The 18260-nt window shown below is 70.6% G+C and carries 14 protein-coding genes and 1 tRNA gene; 5 read left to right on the plus strand and 10 right to left on the minus strand.

Annotated elements, in window-relative coordinates:
- Nucleotides 1-244: 244 nt before the first annotated feature.
- The 10 genes from OG823_RS16750 to dnaA form a co-directional block, all read right to left on the minus strand.
- Nucleotides 245-318: transfer RNA gene (locus OG823_RS16750), tRNA-Ile, on the minus strand.
- Nucleotides 319-334: 16 nt separating this feature from the next.
- Nucleotides 335-1738, minus strand: a complete 1404-nt coding sequence (locus OG823_RS16755) for a class I SAM-dependent methyltransferase (RefSeq protein ID WP_371480368.1) — start codon at nucleotides 1736-1738, stop codon at nucleotides 335-337.
- A gap of 247 nt (nucleotides 1739-1985) precedes the next feature.
- Complete coding sequence (locus OG823_RS16760) at nucleotides 1986-2723, minus strand: DUF3566 domain-containing protein (RefSeq protein ID WP_371480369.1); 738 nt, start codon at nucleotides 2721-2723, stop codon at nucleotides 1986-1988.
- A 149-nt stretch (nucleotides 2724-2872) separates the two neighbouring features.
- Nucleotides 2873-5482 (minus strand): DNA gyrase subunit A, encoded by a 2610-nt coding sequence (gene gyrA / locus OG823_RS16765; RefSeq protein ID WP_371480370.1) that lies wholly within the window; start codon nucleotides 5480-5482, stop codon nucleotides 2873-2875.
- 55 nt (nucleotides 5483-5537) lie between these two features.
- Nucleotides 5538-7562 (minus strand): DNA topoisomerase (ATP-hydrolyzing) subunit B, encoded by a 2025-nt coding sequence (gene gyrB, locus OG823_RS16770; protein WP_371480371.1) that lies wholly within the window; start codon nucleotides 7560-7562, stop codon nucleotides 5538-5540.
- Nucleotides 7563-7819: 257 nt separating this feature from the next.
- Complete coding sequence (locus tag OG823_RS16775) at nucleotides 7820-8356, minus strand: DUF721 domain-containing protein (protein WP_371480372.1); 537 nt, start codon at nucleotides 8354-8356, stop codon at nucleotides 7820-7822.
- Between the two features lie 138 nt (nucleotides 8357-8494).
- Nucleotides 8495-9628, minus strand: coding sequence for a DNA replication/repair protein RecF (recF, locus tag OG823_RS16780; RefSeq protein WP_371480373.1), 1134 nt, complete (start codon nucleotides 9626-9628; stop codon nucleotides 8495-8497).
- Between the two features lie 61 nt (nucleotides 9629-9689).
- Nucleotides 9690-10565: a phosphogluconate dehydrogenase (NAD(+)-dependent, decarboxylating) gene (gene gnd / locus OG823_RS16785; RefSeq protein ID WP_371480374.1), complete on the minus strand. Its 876-nt coding sequence runs from the start codon at nucleotides 10563-10565 to the stop codon at nucleotides 9690-9692.
- A 262-nt stretch (nucleotides 10566-10827) separates the two neighbouring features.
- Nucleotides 10828-11958, minus strand: a complete 1131-nt coding sequence (gene dnaN, locus OG823_RS16790) for a DNA polymerase III subunit beta (RefSeq protein WP_371480375.1) — start codon at nucleotides 11956-11958, stop codon at nucleotides 10828-10830.
- Between the two features lie 1066 nt (nucleotides 11959-13024).
- Nucleotides 13025-15052: a chromosomal replication initiator protein DnaA gene (dnaA, locus tag OG823_RS16795; protein ID WP_371480376.1), complete on the minus strand. Its 2028-nt coding sequence runs from the start codon at nucleotides 15050-15052 to the stop codon at nucleotides 13025-13027.
- Between the two features lie 434 nt (nucleotides 15053-15486).
- Between dnaA and rpmH the strand changes: the two genes are divergently transcribed.
- The 5 genes from rpmH (at nucleotide 15487) to OG823_RS16820 (ending at nucleotide 18235) form a co-directional block, all read left to right on the plus strand.
- Complete coding sequence (gene rpmH, locus OG823_RS16800) at nucleotides 15487-15624, plus strand: 50S ribosomal protein L34 (protein ID WP_371480377.1); 138 nt, start codon at nucleotides 15487-15489, stop codon at nucleotides 15622-15624.
- A gap of 18 nt (nucleotides 15625-15642) precedes the next feature.
- Nucleotides 15643-16071, plus strand: coding sequence for a ribonuclease P protein component (gene rnpA / locus OG823_RS16805; RefSeq protein WP_371480378.1), 429 nt, complete (start codon nucleotides 15643-15645; stop codon nucleotides 16069-16071).
- Nucleotides 16068-16436 carry a membrane protein insertion efficiency factor YidD gene (yidD, locus tag OG823_RS16810; RefSeq protein WP_371480379.1) on the plus strand — a complete coding sequence of 123 codons (369 nt, stop codon included), beginning with the start codon at nucleotides 16068-16070 and terminating at the stop codon, nucleotides 16434-16436. Before rnpA ends, yidD begins: the two co-directional genes overlap by 4 nt.
- 3 nt (nucleotides 16437-16439) lie before the next feature.
- On the plus strand, nucleotides 16440-17633 hold the full coding sequence (gene yidC / locus OG823_RS16815; protein ID WP_371480380.1) for a membrane protein insertase YidC: 1194 nt from the start codon (nucleotides 16440-16442) through the stop codon (nucleotides 17631-17633).
- 68 nt (nucleotides 17634-17701) lie between these two features.
- A complete protein-coding gene (locus tag OG823_RS16820) occupies nucleotides 17702-18235 on the plus strand; it encodes a protein jag (RefSeq protein WP_371480381.1) in 534 nt (177 codons plus the stop codon).
- The last annotated feature ends 25 nt before the right edge of the window (nucleotides 18236-18260 follow it).

An 18260-nucleotide genomic window follows, 5' to 3' on the forward strand; every position in this document is an offset into this window, starting at 1 on the left:
GGAGTGTCCCGTCCACGGGCGCCGGGCGTTCGTCCCGGCAGCCGTTCAACCTCCAGTAGACCCGCCGGGTTCCGGAGCCGTCCAGAGCTCCCGGGCAGGGATGCCGCGCGGGGCGCCGCCCGTGGGGGCCGCTCGTGGGGGCCGACGGCGGTAAGGCGTTCAGCACCTCACCCGCCCGAGCGGGGCCGCCTCACCCCGGACATGGCAGAAGGCCCGGAGTGAGATCACTCCGGGCCTTCGTCGGTGGGCCTAACAGGACTTGAACCTGTGGCCTCTTCCTTATCAGGGAAGCGCTCTAACCGTCTGAGCTATAGGCCCTTGCCGCACTGAAAGATTAGCGGACCGACGGCCGATCTCCCAAATCCGTATCCGCGGCGGTGTCGGGGCGGCTCCCCGGGGCGCCTGCGGCCAGGTGCAGCTCAGGGCGTTGCGGGCGCAGGAGCCACTGCTCGCGGGTGGCCGGGAGGCCGGCCGAGCTGTTGGCCGGGGTGCGGACCGCGAGGACCTGGTTGACCCCGATCCGGTTCTCCTCGAAGGCCAGCGCGGAGGCCGCCATGTAGAGCCGCCAGACCCGCGCGCGGCCGCGGCCGACCAGGCGGACGGCCTGGCCCCAGTTGGCCTCCAGGTTGGACACCCAGTCGCGCAGGGTCAGGGCGTAGTGCTCCCGCAGCGACTCGACGTCCCGCACCTCGAAGCCGGCCTCCTCCAACAGCGAGACCGTGCTGCCCACCGGGGAGAGCTCGCCGTCCGGGAAGACGTACTTCCGGATGAAGGGGCTCAGCTCGTACGGCTCGTCGGGCAGGCTCGGGCGGCGGGAGATCTGGTGGTTGAGCAGGCGGCCGCCCGGCTCCAGCAGCCGGTACAGGCCGGAGGCGTAGGTGAGGTACTGCGCGGAGCCGACGTGCTCGGCCATGCCGACGCTGGAGATGGCGTCGAACGGGCCGTCCGGGATCTCCCGGTAGTCCTGCAGCCGGACCTCGACCCGGTCGCCGAGACCGGCGTCGGCGACCCGGCGGCGGGCCAGCTCGACCTGCTCCGCGGAGATCGAGACGCCGACCGCGCTCACGCCGTAGTGCTCGGCGGCGTGCAGCAGCAGCGAGCCCCAGCCGCAGCCGACGTCCAGCAGCCGCATCCCGGGGCGCAGGCCCAGCTTGCGGCAGATCAGGTCGAGCTTGGCCTCCTGGGCCGCCTCCAGGCTCTTGGCCTCGGGCGTCCAGTACGCGCAGGAGTACACCATCGAGGAGCCGAGCACGAGGCGGTAGAAGTCGTTGCCGACGTCGTAGTGGTGGCTGATGGCCGCGCGGTCCCGGCTGCGGCTGTGCAGGCGTCCGCGGACGGCCCGGGCCTCCTCCGGCGGCGGGGTCGGCTGCAGGCCCAGGGCGCCGATCCGCAGGGCGGTGCGCAGCAGGTCCCGCCCCCTGGGGCCGACCGCGTCGGTCACGCCCAGGCCGAGCCGGCGGATCTCCGGGCGCTCGGCGAACTGCGCGACCACCGACAGCACCTCGTAGAGGTCGGTGTCGGAGGCCAGCTCGATGTCCCCGGCGACGTACGCCCGGGCCAGGCCCAGCTCGTTCGGCTGCCAGACCAGGCGGCGGACCGCCCGGCGGCTGCGCAGGAGCAGGGTGGGGGCCCCGGGGGGCCCGGCGATGCTGCCGTCCCAGGCCTGGACGCGAAGCGGGATCGGTGATCCCAGCAGCCCCTCCAGCGATCCGACCATCTGCCGTGCGAGCTCAGCCATTGCGCGCCTCCGTCCAGCCGTCCTGCCGTACCTGTCCGAACCTGCGCCTCACGAGGGCCCGCGTCCTCACGGACCGGTGCCCTCACGAACCAGCGTCCAGCTAAGCCCACGGCGGCCGTCGCGGAACCCGGCGGCACGCCGGGTCGCGACGCCCGTCACCCGAACGCCGGGCGCCCGCAACGCCGACGGGCCCCGAAGGCTGCAACAGCCTTCGGGGCCCGCACATTCCAGCTGGGGTGACCCGGCGTCAGTCCTCTTCCGCGAGGGTCAACTCGACGCCCCCGGTGAACCCGGCGGCGGTGTTGTAGATGAACGCCGACAGCGTGGACAGCGCGGTCAGCAGCACCACGTCGACCACGGCGATCAGCACGGTGAAGCCCATCACCTTGCCGAAGCCCACGTAGTCCATCAGGTTGAGGCCGCCGGTGGTGTCCGAGCCGGTGACGTCCTTGAGGGTCTTGGACAGCGAGTCGAAGACCCCGAGCGAGTCGAGGGTCATCCAGAGCACCGCGGCCGCGACGATCATGATCACGCCGACCGCCAGCGACAGCAGGAAGCTGACCTTCATGACCGACCAGGGGTCGGCCTTGGTCACCCGCAGCCGTGCCTTGCGCGTCCGGCCGGCGGCGGCGACGGCCGCGGGGCCAGGACGCCGGGCCGTGCCGGCCGAGGTCGCCGGGCCGGGCGCGGAGGCGGCGCCCGCCGGGGTGCCCCGGGCCGGCGTGGGCTGGCCCTTGGCGTACGTCGTCGGCGTCGAGAACCCGTTTCCGCCGGCCGGCGGCGCGGCGGGCGGCGGCGGCGCCGGCGTGCCGTACCCGCCCGCCGCACCCGGCTGACCCGCCGAGCCGACCGGGGGCATCAGCGAGGTGGACGCCGCCGGGTGCTCGCCCGGAGTCTGCGGCGCGCCGCCGTACGGCATGCCGCCCTGTGCTGCGCCCGGACGGCCGCCCGCGGCGCCTCCCGCAGCACCCGTGGCTCCACTCACCCTGGTCCTCCCGCACTCCCCACCAGACCGGCGGTCACCGGTCTGGTTCATCACCCGTCACCCAGCGCCCGGCGGGATTGCCCGGTACTGGTCGGCGGCCGGTACCGACGCGCGCCTGGCGCGTCGGTACCGGCCCCCGGGACACGAGATCAGGCCTCGGCGTCCTCGCCACCCGCCGTCACCGTGCCGTCAGCAGTCTCGACGGCGTCGCCGGACTCGGCCGTGATGGCCTCGTCCTCCGCCGTCTCCTCGTCCTCCGCCTCCGCGTTGCGGGCCATGCCCACGACCGCGTCGCGTTTTCCGAGGTTGATCAGTTGGACGCCCATCGTGTCACGTCCGGTTTCACGAACTCCGGAAACCCTTGTGCGGATTACACCACCCGAGAGGGTGATCGCCATGATCTCGTCCGTGGAGTCGACCACCAGGGCGCCCACCAGCGAGCCACGACCCTCGACGATCTTCGCCGCCTTGGTGCCGTAGCCGCCGCGCCCCTGGACACGGTACTCGTCCACCGGAGTCCGCTTCGCATACCCGCCGTCCGTCGCGGTGAACACGTACGTGCCCTCCCGTACGACGTTCATCGACAGCAGCTCGTCGTCCTCCCGGAAGGCCATGCCCTTCACCCCGGAGGTGGCCCGGCTCATCGGGCGCAGGGAGTCGTCGGTGGCCGTGAAGCGGATCGACTGCGCCTTGCGCGACACCAGCAGCAGGTCGTCGTCGGCGGAGACCAGCTCGGCGCCGATCAGCTCGTCGTCCCGGCCGTTCTCGTCCGTCCGCAGGTTGATCGCGATCAGACCGCCGGAGCGCGGCGAGTCGTAGTCCTTGAGAGGCGTCTTCTTGACCAGGCCGGCCCGGGTGGCCAGCACCAGGTACGGCTTGTCGTTGTAGGTGCGCACCGCCATCACCTGGGTGATGTGCTCGTCCGGCTGGAAGGCCAGCAGGTTCGCCACGTGCTGGCCGCGGGCGTCGCGGCCGGCGTCCGGCAGCTCGTAGCCCTTGGCGCGGTAGACCCGGCCCTTGTTGGTGAAGAAGAGGATCCAGTTGTGCGTGGTGGTGACGAAGAAGTGGTCGACGAGGTCGTCCTGCTTCAGCTGCGCGCCGCGCACGCCCTTGCCGCCGCGCTTCTGCGAGCGGTAGAGGTCGCTGCGGGTGCGCTTGACGTAGCCGCCACGGGTGATCGTGACGACGATGTCCTCCTCCGCGATCAGGTCCTCGACGGACATGTCGCCGTCGAAGGGGATCAGCGTGGAGCGCCGCTCGTCGCCGTACTTCTCGACGATCGCGGTCAGCTCCTCGGAGATGATCTCGCGCTGGCGGGGCGGCGAGGCCAGGATCGCGTTGTACTCGTCGATCTTGCGCTGGAGCTCGTCGTGCTCGTCCATGATCCGGCGGCGCTCCAGGGCGGCCAGCCGGCGCAGCTGCATCTCCAGGATCGCGTTGGCCTGGAGCTCGTCGATCGACAGCAGGCCCATCAGGCCGGTGCGGGCGGCGTCGGCGCTGTCCGAGGCCCGGATCAGCGCGATGACCTCGTCGATCAGGTCGAGCGCCTTGAGCAGCGCGCGCAGGATGTGCGCCCGCTCCTCGGCCTTGCGCAGCCGGAAGGTGGTGCGGCGGACGATGACCTCGACCTGGTGGTTGACCCAGTGCCGGATGAAGGCGTCCAGCGACAGCGTGCGCGGCACGCCGTCCACCAGGGCCAGCATGTTGGCGCCGAAGTTGGTCTGCAGGTCGGTGTGCTTGTAGAGGTTGTTCAGCACCACCTTGGCGACCGCGTCGCGCTTGAGCACGACCACCAGCCGCTGGCCGGTCCGCGAGGAGGACTCGTCGCGGACGTCGGCGATGCCGGCCACCCGGCCGTCCTTCACCAGGTCGGCGATCTTGAGCGCGAGGTTGTCCGGGTTGACCTGGTACGGCAGCTCGGTGATCACCAGACACTGACGGCCCTGGATCTCCTCGACCTCCACCACCGCGCGCATGGTGATCGAGCCGCGGCCGGTGCGGTAGGCGTCCTCGATCCCGCGGCGGCCCACGATCAGCGCACCGGTCGGGAAGTCGGGGGCCTTGATCCGCTCGATCAGGGCCTCCAGCAGCTCCTCGTTGGAGGCCTCGGGGTGCTCCAGCGCCCAGAGCGCGCCGGAGGCGACCTCGCGCAGGTTGTGCGGCGGGATGTTGGTGGCCATGCCGACCGCGATACCGGTGGCACCGTTGATCAGCAGGTTGGGGATGCGGGCCGGCAGGACGGTCGGCTCCTGCGAGCGGCCGTCGTAGTTGGCGGCGAAGTCGACGGTCTCCTCGTCGATGTCCCGCATCATCTCCATGGCCAGCGGCATCATCTTGCACTCGGTGTAGCGCATGGCCGCCGCCGGGTCGTTGCCCGGTGAGCCGAAGTTGCCGTTGCCGTCCACCAGCGGCATCCGCAGCGACCACGGCTGCGCGAGGCGCACCACGGTGTCGTAGATCGAGGTGTCGCCGTGCGGGTGGTAGTTGCCCATCACGTCGCCGACGACGCGGGCGCACTTGTAGTAGCCCTTCTCGGGGCGGTAGCCGCCGTCGTACATCGCGTACAGGACGCGGCGGTGCACCGGCTTGAGGCCGTCGCGGACCTCGGGCAGCGCGCGGCTGACGATCACGCTCATCGCGTAGTCGAGGTAGGAGCGCTGCATCTCGGTCTCGAGCTCGATCGGCTCGACCCGGGACACGAAGACGTCGGTGGCGGTGCTGTCCGGCTGCTCGCCGTCGGGACGGTTCTCGTCGACCACTGGTGGTCAGTTTCCTTTCACGCGTGACTGGTACGGATGCGGGGGGCTGCCCCCGTCACACGTCCAGGAAGCGGACGTCCTTGGCGTTGCGCTGGATGAAGGACCGGCGGGCCTCGACGTCCTCGCCCATCAGCACCGAGAAGAGGTCGTCGGCACGGGCCGCGTCCTCCAGGGTGATCTGCTGGAGCAGGCGGTGCGCCTGGTCCATGGTGGTGATCCGCAGCTCCTCGGCGTTCATCTCGCCGAGACCCTTGAAGCGCTGGATCGCGTCGTCCTTGGGCAGCCGGCGGCCGGCCGCGGTGCCGGCGGCGATCACGGAGTCCTTCTCGCGGTCGGAGTAGACGTAGTCGAAGTCGTCCCGGCCCCACTTGATCTTGTACAGCGGCGGCATCGCCAGGTAGACGTAGCCGGACTCGACCAGCGGGCGCATGAAGCGGAACAGCAGGGTCAGCAGCAGGGTGCGGATGTGCTGCCCGTCGACGTCGGCGTCCGCCATCAGAACGATCTTGTGATAGCGGAGCTTGGACTCGTCGTAGTCCTCCTGGATCCCGCAGCCGAAGGCCGAGATCAGCGCCTGGACCTCGGTGTTCTGCAGCACCTTGTCGATCCGGGCCTTCTCGACGTTCAGGATCTTGCCGCGGATCGGGAGGATCGCCTGGATCCGCGGATCACGGCCCTGCTTGGCCGAGCCGCCGGCCGAGTCGCCCTCGACGATGAAGATCTCGCACTCGGACGGGTCCTTGGACTGGCAGTCGCTCAGCTTGCCCGGCAGCGAGGCGCTCTCCAGCAGGCCCTTGCGGCGGGTGAGGTCACGCGCCTTGCGGGCCGCGACCCGGGCGGTGGCCGCCTGGATCGACTTGCGGATGATGTCCGAGGCCTCGGTGGGGTGGCGGTCCAGCCAGTCGTTCAGCTGCTCGTGCACTACCTTCTGGACGAAGGTCTTCGCCTCGGTGTTGCCCAGCTTGTCCTTGGTCTGGCCCTCGAACTGCGGCTCGCCCAGCTTGACCGAGATGATCGCGGTCAGGCCCTCGCGGATGTCCTCGCCGGAGAGGTTGTCGTCCTTCTCCCGGAGCAGCTTCTTGTCCCGCGCGTAGCGGTTCACCAGGCCGGTCAACGCGGCGCGGAAGCCCTCCTCGTGGGTACCGCCGCCGTGCGTGTGGATGGTGTTGGCGAAGCTGTAGACGCTCTCGGTGTACGAGGTGTTCCACTGCATCGCGATCTCCACCGAGATCGACCTGTCCTTGTCCTCCTGCTCGAAGTCGATCACGGAGGGGTGGATCACGTCGCCCTTGCGGGAGTTGAGGTGCGTCACGAAGTCGGCGATGCCGCCGTCGTACCGGTACGTGATGGAGAGCGGGTTGCCCTCCTCGTCCAGGTGCTCCACGCGCTCGTCCGTCAGCGAGATGGTCAGGCCCTTGTTCAGGAAGGCCATCTCCTGGAACCGGCGCGAGAGCGTCTCGAAGGAGTAGACGGTGGTCTCGAAGATGTCCGGGTCGGCCCAGAACGTCACGCTGGTGCCGGTGCGGTCGCTCGCCTCGTGCTGGACCAGCGGAGCGGTCGGCGCACCCTGCTTGTACTCCTGCGACCAGCGGTGGCCGTCGGTGTGGATCTCCACCGCGAGCCGGGTCGACAGCGCGTTCACGACCGAGACGCCGACGCCGTGCAGACCGCCGGAGACGGCGTAGCCGCCGCCACCGAACTTGCCGCCCGCGTGCAGGACGGTGAGGACGACCTCGACGGCCGGCTTGTCCTGACCCGGGACGTTGCCCACCGGGATGCCGCGGCCGTTGTCGACGACCCGGACCGAGCCGTCGGCCTGGATGTTCACCGAGATGGTGTCGGCGTGCCCGGCCAGCGCCTCGTCGACGGAGTTGTCCACGACCTCGTACACCAGGTGGTGCAGGCCGCGCTCGCCCGTCGAGCCGATGTACATGCCGGGGCGCTTGCGGACGGCGTCGAGGCCTTCCAACACCTGGATCGCGTTGGCGTCGTAGGACTTCCCGGTCGCCGGGTCGATGGGTTCCTGGGTCTGGCTGGGGTTGCCGGAATCGGCCACGAAGCGCCCTCTCTGGCACAGCACGGGCCGCATCGCCCCTCATGAACGGAGGGCGTGCGACCACGGCGGTTCGACTCGGTTGCTACTAGCAACAGTGTTTGGCTTTCAGTCTACCGGTACGACTGACAGAGATGGGCGTTTGGCAGCCCCTGAGGGCAGATATGCCGCCCGAAACACCCTCCGGACATGTCCCGATACTCGCCCAGGGGGCCCAGAGCGCTCCAAAGGGCCGTCAGCGGTTCCGGAAGCTCGCCGTCCGGCCCGCAACCGGCCCACCGGCCTCACCCCCAGGTGTCCCCGGGCCCCTTGCTCCCGGGCGCGCGCAGCCGCCCGTACGCCCTGACCGGCGCCGCGGGAGCCAGCACCTTGATCGTCTTGACCGTGCCGTGCCCCAGGTCGTGATTCAGTCTGGCCACCAACTGTCGCGCGAGCAGACGAAGTTCGGTCGCCCAGGCGGTCGAGTCGCACTGCACGGTCAGAACCGCCGTCGCCTCCTCGTAGTGTTTCGGCTCACAGTGCGCCGAAATGTTCGGACCGACGATCTGCGGCCAGCGCCCCATCACCCCGCCCACCGCCGCCGGCGCCTCCCAGCCCCGCTCGGTGATCAGCCGGTTCAGCGCGGCGCCCAGGGGCACCGGGTCGCGCCCGTCCGCCCGGGCACCGCTGCGCAGGCCGTGCCGTTTCGCCTCGCGCTTCTCACGCACCTGCTCGCCCCGCTTGCGCGCCTGCTCCTTGGCGGCCCTCAGCGCCACCCGCGCCAGGTCCACGCCCGAGGGCTCCTGGGCCCGCTGCGCCGGATCGGCCGTCGGATCACTCACGACGATCTCCTTGTCCCCAGGCTGTGGACACCGTCCAACGGGCGCGGTGAGCCGTCCAGCTTACGAGGTCGCCGGGGTGTCCGGGACACGATGCGCCACGGGAGGCGGCGCCCGCCACGCAGGAACGTCCGGCGCGGGTCACGGGTCGAGCCGCCGGACCTCGCCGTCCGCCACCGCGAACCGGGCCCCGGCCAGCGCCTTCGGCACGTCGTCCGCCACCGCCGCCGTCACGAGCACCTGCTCGCCCCCGGCGACCAGCTCCGCCAACCGGTCGCGGCGCCGTGCGTCCAGCTCGGCGAACACGTCGTCCAGGATCAGCACCGGCTCCCCGCCGTCGGCCCGCAGCAGTTCGTAGGAGGCCAGTCGCAGCGCCAGCGCGTACGACCAGGACTCGCCGTGGCTCGCGTATCCCTTGGCGGGCAGCGGGCCCAGCCGCAGCACCAGTTCGTCCCGGTGCGGTCCGACCAGGGTCAGGCCGCGGTCGATCTCCTGCTTGCGGGCCGCCAGCAGGGCACCCAGCAGCTGTTCCTCGGCCTGCTCGCGACTGGACGGCAACTCGCCCTCGAAGGAGCTGCGGTACTCCAGGACGGTCTCCCCGCCGCCCGGCGCCAGCTGCTCGTAGGCCTGCCGCACCAGCGGCTGCAGGCTGGCGACCAGCTGCAGCCGGAACGCCGTGAGTTCGGCTCCCGCCCTGGCCAGATGACCGTCCCACACCTCCAGGGTGGAGAGGTCCGCGCCCTTGCCGCCGCCGGACCGGCGGGCCGTCGCGGCGGTCTTCAGCAGCGCGTTGCGCTGCTTCAGCACCCGTTCGTAGTCCTGCCGCACCCCGGCCAACCGCGGCGCCCGGGCGGTCAGCAGCTCGTCCAGGAAGCGCCGCCGCTCGCCCGGGTCGCCCTTGACCAGCGTGAGGTCCTCCGGGGCGAACAGGACGGTGCGCAGCAGGCCGAGCACGTCGCGGGGGCGGACGTTGTCGGAGCGGTTGATCCGGGCCCGGTTGGCCTTGCCGGGGGTGATCTCCAGCTCGACCAGCGTGCTGCGGGTACCGGTCGTGATCGAGGTCCGCACCACGGCCCGCTCCGCGCCGAGCCGGATCAGCGGGGCGTCGGTGGCGACCCGGTGGCTGCCCAGGGTGGCGACGTAGCCGATGGCCTCCACCAGGTTGGTCTTGCCCTGGCCGTTGGGGCCGACGAACGCCGTCACGCCCGGGTCGAGGGGCACCTCGACCCGGGCGTACGACCGGAAGTCGGCGAGCGACAGATGCGCTACATGCATGGGTGTGGACTGCGCTCGCCTTCTGGTCCTGCCGGTCTCTGTCCCGCCGGAGCGGTCGCTCCTACTTGTTCTCGACCGCGTGGCCGCCGAACTGGTTGCGCAGCGCGGCGATCATCTTCATCTGCGGGGAGTCGTCCTGGCGGGAGGCGAAGCGCGCGAAGAGCGAAGCCGTGATGGCCGGCAGCGGCACCGCGTGGTCGATGGCGGCCTCGACCGTCCAGCGGCCCTCGCCGGAGTCCGCGGCCCAGCCCTTGAGCTTGGCCAGGTGCTCGTCGTCGTCCAGCGCGCGGACGGCGAGGTCGAGCAGCCAGGAGCGGATGACCGTGCCCTCCTGCCAGCTGCGGAAGACCTCGCGCACGTCGGTGACCTCGGGGGCCGCCTCCAGCAGCTCCCAGCCCTCGGCGAAGGCCTGCATCATCGCGTACTCGATGCCGTTGTGGACCATCTTCGCGAAGTGGCCGGCGCCCACCGCGCCCGCGTGCACGGCGCCGAACTCGCCCTCGGGCTTGAGGGAGTCGAACACCGGCTGCGCCTTGGCCACGTGCTCGGCGTCGCCGCCGTACATCAGCGCGTAGCCGTTCTCCAGGCCCCAGACACCGCCCGAGACGCCGCAGTCGACGAAGCCGATGCCCTTGGCCGCCAGCGACTCGGCGTGCTTGATGTCGTCGGTCCAGCGGGAGTTGCCGCCGTCGACCACGACGTCACCGGGGGAGAGCAGCTCGGCGAGCTCGTCGACGGTCGCCTGGGTCGCGGCGCCGGCCGGGACCATCACCCAGACGACGCGGGGGCTCTGGAGCTTGTCCACGAGCTCCTGAAGGCTGTCCACGTCGGAGATGTCCGGGTTGCGGTCGAAGCCGATGACGGTGTGGCCGGCGCGGCGGATCCGCTCGCGCATGTTGCCGCCCATCTTGCCGAGACCGATGAGGCCGAGCTCCATGTCCTGGTCCTTACCTGTGGTGACGTGCCTGACGGCGGCGCCGTTGCCGCACAGATTGAGCCTACGCCGGGAGGGGGCGCGCCCTCGGCGGGTGAGCCGCCGACACAGCCGGTGGCGGTGAGGGAACCGTCGCGGGCCGGAGCCGGAGCGGCGAGGGCCCACCGAACCGGCGCGGCCTCCGCCGGTCCTCGCACGGCGAGAGGCGGAGGCCGTCCACAGGTTGTGCACAGCCTGTGGGTACAGCTGGGGACGCGCGGCCGGATCAGCCGGAGAGGCGCACCGGCATGATCAGGTACTGGTACGCCTCGTCCGCCTCGGCGTCCGCGGCGGGCCTGCCGCTCAGCAGGGCCGGCTTGGTCGAGGTGGTGAAGCTGAGCTGGGCGTACGCGGAGTCGATGGCCTTGAGGCCCTCCTCCAGGTAGCCCGGGTTGAACGCGATCGAGATGTCGTCGCCCTCGAGGTCGGCGTCGATCCGCTCGGTGGCCTGGGCGTCGTCGCCCGAGCCCGCCTCCAGGGTGAGCACGCCCTGCTCGAAGTTCAGCCGGACGGGAGTGTTGCGCTCGGCGACCAGCGAGACGCGCTTGAGCGCCTCCAGGAACGGCTGGGTCTGGATCGCGGCGACCGCGCTGAACTCGGTCGGGAACAGGCTGCGGAACTTCGGGAACTCGCCCTCCAGCAGCCGGGTGGTGGTCCGGCGCCCGGCACCCTCGAAGCCGATCAGGCCCTCGCCCGCGCCGCCGGAGGCCAGCGCGATGGAGACGGTGTCGCCACTGCCGAGGGACTTGGCGATGTCCTGCAGGGTCTTGGCGGGCACCAGCGCGACGGCCGAGATGTCGGCCTGCTCGGGCTTCCACATCAGGTCGCGGACGGCGAAGCGGTAGCGGTCCGTGGCGGCCAGCGTGATCCGGTCGCCCTCGATCTCGACCCGGACGCCGGTGAGCACCGGCAGGGTGTCGTCACGGCCGGCGGCCACGGCGGCCTGGCTCACCGCGGAGGCGAAGACGTCGCCCGGGACGGTGCCGGTCGCGGTCGGCATCTGGGGCAGGGCCGGGTACTCGTCCACCGGCAGGGTGGGCAGGGTGAACCGCGAACTGCCGCAGACCACGGTGACCCGCTGGCCGTCGGTGGAGATCTCCACCGGCCTGTTGGGAAGGTTGCGCGAGATGTCGTTGAGCAGGCGCCCGGAGACCAGGACGGTGCCGGCCTCCTCGACGTCCGCCTCGGGCTCGACCCGGGCCGAGACCTCGTAGTCGAAACCGGAGAGCGCCAGGCTGCCCTCCTGGGCCGTCAGCAGCAGGCCGGCGAGCACCGGCACCGGCGGCCGCGCCGGGAGGCTGCGAGCAGCCCAGGCCACCGCCTCCGCGAGGACGTCACGCTCCACCCGGAACTTCACCGGTAACCGCCTCCTGGATCGAGCTCTCGCCCGCAGTCTCTGTCTGGTTCGTCTTGATCGTCTGCCGGTAGCCGTCCGCCGAGCTCTGCCACTCCGCATCCGGTTGCCGAAGGACAGTCTGTCGTACTCCACGGACAGACGGGGCAGACGGGCGGAAGCAACCCGAACAGGTGTCGCCATCCGGTTGTCCACAGATTTCGGGCCCACCCACTGTTAAGCAGGTTCAGGGGTCTATAGGTGTAGTGGTAGTAGTAGGGCCTGTGGATACCGTGGATAACCCTGTTTCCGCAGGTCAGACCGGGTTTTTTGTCCACAGAGGGTGTGGACGGCACCGGTGGATAACCAGGGCCTGCTGTGGACGGCGGAGCGTTACCCACAGGGCACGCTGAGTATCCACAGGTTATCCCCAGGGTCGTCCCCAGATCATGGACCGGTTATCCACTGCGTCGGGTCAACAGTACGTGACGCCTTTCACACCTGGGCATGAACGGCCGGGCAATGTTGTCGAACTGTGGATGCGGCTGTGGAGAAGCTGGGGATAACGTACGCCGGCCTGGGGACAAGCGGTGGACAACCCGAACGGCCCATTGACGGCCCGTCCGTTGTCCACAGCCTGTGGACAACGGTTGTGCACAAGTCCACAGGCACCTGACCTGCGCTGAAGAGAGTAGCGGCGGCGCGCCTGTGGAGGAATTCTGGATAACTTCCGACTCCCCAGGCTGTGGACGGGGAGAAGGCACCCGTACCTGTGGACGACGGCGTTCGGCGCCCGGCCTGTTCGAATCTCTGGTCAGATGTTCGGCGGGGCGGCGGGTCTGTCGGTCCGTCCGCTGCGGTGATCCTGCCCCGCATCCGTCGTCCTACACCCGCGCGGCGGGCCCGGAGGCCGGCTCCGCAGGACCGTCCACAGGACCGCCGGCGCCTGCCGCGCGGCCGGGGGACGGCCGGGCGACGCGGGGCGGCCCCGCCCCCGGGCGGGGCCGCGCCACCCGGCTCCGGACATGCCGAAGGGGCGCCGGGACCACGCCCCGACACCCCTGTGGATGCCCCGACCGCCGCCGTGCGGCTAGCTCTTGATGCGGTTCGTCAGTTCGGTGACCTGGTTGTAGATCGAGCGCCGCTCCGCCATCAGCGAGCGGATCTTGCGGTCCGCGTGCATCACCGTGGTGTGGTCGCGGCCGCCGAACTGTGCGCCGATCTTCGGCAGCGAGAGGTCGGTGAGCTCCCGGCACAGGTACATCGCGATCTGACGCGCCGTCACCAGCACCCGGCTGCGCGAGGATCCGCAGAGGTCGTCGACGCCGAGCCCGAAGTAGGCGGCGGTCTGCTGCATGATGACCTGCGCGGTGATCTCCGGTCCGGCGTCCTCGTCCCCGCCGGGGATCAGGTCCTTGAGGACGATGCCGGCCAACTCCAGGTCCACCGGCGCCCGGTTGAGGTTGGCGAACGCGGTGACCCGGATCAGCGCGCCCTCCAACTCCCGGATGTTGCGGGTGATCCGGGAGGCGATGAACTCCAACACGTCGGCCGGGGCGTTCAGTTGCTCCTGGATCGCCTTCTTGCGCAGAATCGCGATCCGGGTCTCCAGCTCCGGCGGGGTGACGTCGGTGATCAGCCCCCACTCGAAGCGGTTGCGGAGCCGGTCCTCCAGCGTGATCAGCTGCTTGGGCGGCCGGTCGGAGGAGAGCACGATCTGCTTGTTGGCGTTGTGCAGGGTGTTGAAGGTGTGGAAGAACTCCTCCTGCGTGGACTCCTTGCTGGCGAGGAACTGGACGTCGTCCACCAGCAGGATGTCCATGTCCCGGTAGCGCTTGCGGAACGCGTCCGCCTTGCCGTCCCGGATCGAGTTGATGAACTCGTTGGTGAACTCCTCGGAGCTCACGTAGCGGACCCGGGTACCGGGGAAGAGGCTGCGCGAGTAGTGCCCGATGGCGTGCAGCAGGTGGGTCTTGCCCAGCCCGGACTCGCCGTAGATGAAGAGCGGGTTGTACGCCTTGGCCGGGGCCTCGGCCACCGCCACCGCCGCCGCGTGCGCGAAGCGGTTGCTGGCGCCGATCACGAAGGTGTCGAAGAGGTACTTGGGGTTCAGGCGGGCGGCCGGCTCGTCCTTGCGGGAGCCGCCGGCCGGGGGAGCGCCGGGCGGGGCGGGCACACCGGGGCTCGGGCTGCGCTCGGGCAGACCGGGGCGGACCGAACGCTCGGCGGCGGGCACCGAGGGGCGGCCCTGGGGCTGCCGGCCACGGTCCGCCGGGGGCAGCAGCTGGCCGCCCGCCTCGGAGGCGTCCTGTCCCTGCCGCGCGCCGGGGCCGGGGGAGCGGCGGCCGACCGGCCGTGGCCCGCCGGGGGGCGGGCCGTACGCGCCGCCGAAGAGGTCGCCCTGCGCGTCGGCCGGGCCGCCCTGGGAGTCCTGCTGCTCGCGGTAGCCGGAGCGCGGGGGCTGGTCCTGGTCCTGGTAGCCGCCCTGGGCCTCCCAGTCGCCGCCCGGCCGCTCGGCCGGCGGCCAGGGCTGCTGGGGAGCGCCGCCGTACGGGGCCGGTCGCTGCTCGTAGCCGGCGGTGTCGTACCGGCCGCGCTCGTAGCCCTCGTCGTAGGAGCGGTCGTAGGGCCGGCCGCTGCCGTACTCACCGCTCTGGGACGGGTACGCCTCGGGGCGGTCGGAACGGTACCCGGGCTCGTCCTGGTAGGGCGGCCTGGGCTGGCGCTCGGGCCACTCCGGGACGCGGCCCTGCGGATGCCCCTGGAGGTGGCCCTGCGGGTCCTCCACGGGCTCCTGCGGGTGATGCTCGGCCGGCGGCCCCGCGGGTGCGGGAGCGGCGGCCGGGGGGACGGCGTTGGCGTCCACCATCACGGCGATCCGGACCGGGCGGCCGAACTCACGGGTCAGCGCGTCGCTCAGCTGCGGCAGAAGCCGGCCCTCCAGCACCTGCTTGGCGAACTCGTTCGGGGCCGCCAGCAGTGCGGTGTCGTGCATCATCCACATCGGCTGGGTGCGGCGTACCCACTGCTTGTCCTTGTCACCGACGTCCGGGTCGTTGACCAGCCGCTCGACGACCCTCGCCCAGACCGGGACGAGATCGCTGTTGACATCAGCCACTGGTGCACGCTTTCTCGGTTCCCCGCGGCTCCAGCAGGGGTTGATGGAACTGGAAACTGTTGATCGGAGAAGGATCGAAGAACAAACCAGACAAGTCCTGCAACGGTAGTCAGCGGGCAGAGTTGATTCAAGTCGTTGTCCACAGGCTGTGGGCGAACGGGAACCTGCAGCCCGGGGGCGTGTCATCACCCGGTTTGACCCCCGGACCCGCCGCCGCGTACCGTAACCAGGTCGAGTTGTCGATGGCCGCTGCCGCATGTCCGCGGGTCCACCCGCATCACATAAGGCGCGCAGCACGGGCGCCGTGGATTGTCCAGAACCCCAGCAGACCTGGGAGGACGGACCGGATTCCCTGCACAGGGGAGATCACGCGGACGCACGGTGACGGCCAAGCGACCCCCCGTCATCCTACGATTCACATCAGGAGCCCCCGAGTGAGCAAGCGCACTTTCCAGCCGAACAACCGTCGTCGCGCGAAGACCCACGGCTTCCGGCTGCGGATGCGTACCCGTGCCGGCCGCGCCATCCTGGCGACCCGCCGTGCCAAGGGCCGCAGCGCCATCTCCGCCTGATCCGCGCCAGAGTCTGCTGTGCTGCCCTCCGAGAACCGGCTGCGGCGGCGCCAGGACTTCGCGACCGCGGTGAAACGCGGTCGCCGGGCCGGCCGGCCCCTGTTGGTCGTCCATCTCAGTAGAGACGGCGATCCCCAGGGGCAGGCCGACCGGACCAGCGACATCCGCCCGCACGTCGCCGAGGGGACACCTTCGGCGCGTGCGGGTTTCGTCGTGAGCAAGGCCGTGGGACCAGCGGTCGTGCGCAATCTGGTGAAGCGCCGCCTACGTCACCTGGTCCGTGATCGCCTCTCCAGGCTGCCCGCCGGTAGCCTGATAGTGGTGCGCGCGCTGCCTCCGGCAGGTTCCGCCTCGTACCACGATCTTGAGCACGACCTGGACGCGGCCCTCAAGCGGCTGCTCAGGGTCGAGCCGACCGCCACCGCGGCGACAGGAGCAGGGCGATGAAGTACCTGCTGATGGGTCTGATCAGGGTCTACCAGTGGACCATCAGCCCGCTGCTCGGCCCGGTCTGCCGCTACTACCCGTCGTGCTCCCGTTACGGCTACGAAGCCGTCCGGGTGCACGGCGCGGTCAAGGGCGGCGGTCTGACCGCCTGGCGGATCCTCCGTTGCAACCCGTGGTCACCCGGCGGGGTGGACCACGTGCCGGCACGCAAGCACCCGGTGTGGCACCGCAGGCTGCGTGACCTGATGAATTCCCGTGGCAGGGCCGACGCCGGAGCACCGGCGCCCGAGCCCTCCGCCGGTCCGGAGCCCGAGGGCCCGGCGACCATTGGCCCGGCGGCCAATCCCAATGTCCAAGGAGCCTGACCGGTGACCTTCTCCTTCCTGAATCCCCTGTACACAGCGGTGTCCTGGATCATCGTCCAGTTCCACTCGCTGTACAGCCACGTCTTCGACCCGGACGGTGGCTGGGCCTGGGGTCTTGCCATCGCGTCGATGGTGATCGTCATCCGGATCTGCCTGATCCCGCTCTTCGTGAAGCAGATCAAGGCGACCCGGGCCATGCAGGCGATCCAGCCGAAGATGAAGGCCATCCAGGAGCGCTACAAGAACGACAAGCAGCGCCAGTCCGAAGAGATGATGAAGCTGTACAAGGAGGCGGGTACCAACCCGTTCTCCAGCTGCCTTCCGATCATCGTCCAGGCGCCGTTCTTCACCGCCCTGTACGGCGTGCTGGCCTCGGTCGCCAAGGGCAAGCCGATCGGCGTCATCAGCGGCGCCCTGCTGGTCAGCGCCGGCAAGGCGCACATCTTCGGCGCCCCGCTCTCGGCGACCTTCGTCAGCAGCCACGAGACCAACGTCAAGATCGTCACCGCGGTGATGATCATCCTGATGTCGGCCTCGCAGTTCGTCACCCAGCGCCAGCTGATGACCAAGAACATGGACCTCACGGTCAAGACGCCGTTCATGCAGCAGCAGAAGATGCTGATGTACGTCTTCCCGGTGATGTTCGCCGTGATGGGCATCAACTTCCCCGTCGGCGTCCTGGTCTACTGGCTGACCACCAACATCTGGTCGATGGGCCAGCAGCTGATCGTCATCCGCAACAACCCGACGCCGGGCAGCATGGCCTGGGACGAGCGTCAGGCCCGGCTGAAGAAGGCCGGCCGGCTCAACCCGGACGGCACCGTGATCAAGGGCAAGTTCTTCGGTCTGCTGCCCGCCGGTGCCACCGCGAAGACCGCTTCGGCCGAGAGCGTGGTCGAGGACTCGGTGCAGGTCCGCCGCCAGCAGCCGCGCAAGCTCACCAAGGCCCAGCGTGCCCACGGCGTCACCGCCACCGGCGCCGCCCCCTCGGTCACCAGCCTGACCAAGGACGAGCAGCCCGAGGAGCCCGCGGACGCCGTCCCGGCCGACTCCGGCACCGCGGCCAAGAGCGGCGCGGCCAAGCCGGCCGCCGCCAAGCCCGCGGTCGCCAAGCAGGGCGCGGCCAGGCCGGGCACCCGCCAGCAGCCGAAGCGCGGCGGGCCGCAGGGCGGCCAGCGGCCGAAGAAGAAGTCCTGACCGGACGGTCTCTCCGATCTTCGTTCCCGGCCCAGCACGCTGGGCCCCACTTCCGAAGGAGTCCATCAGTGACGGAAGGCACCACCACCTCCGCTGTTGAAGCCGAGGCCGAGGGCAGCGCCGACGACAGCACCATCGCGCGCCTGGAGCAGGAGGGCGAGATCGCGGCCGACTACCTGGAGGGTCTGCTCGACATCGCCGACCTCGACGGTGACATCGACATGGACGTGGAGGGCGACCGCGCCCTGGTCTCCATCGTCGGTGAGGGCAACGACCGCTCGCTGCAGCGCCTGGTCGGCCAGGAAGGCGAGGTGCTGGAGGCTCTGCAGGAGCTGACCCGGCTGGCGGTCCACCGGGAGACCGGTGAGCGCAGCCGCCTGATGCTGGACATCGCGGGCTTCCGGGCCCGCAAGCGCTCCGAGCTGGCGACGCTCGGCGCCGAGGCGGCCGAGCAGGTGAAGAGCACGGGTGAGCAGGTCAAGCTGCGTCCGATGACGCCCTTCGAGCGCAAGGTCGTCCACGACGCGGTCGCCGCGGCGGGGCTGCGCAGTGAGTCGGAGGGCGAGGAGCCCCAGCGTTTCGTGGTCGTGCTGCCGGGCTGACGCCGGTGACATCGCTGGCCGGTGG

The organism is Kitasatospora sp. NBC_00315, from assembly GCF_041435095.1.
Classification (GTDB): Bacteria; Actinomycetota; Actinomycetes; order Streptomycetales; family Streptomycetaceae; genus Kitasatospora.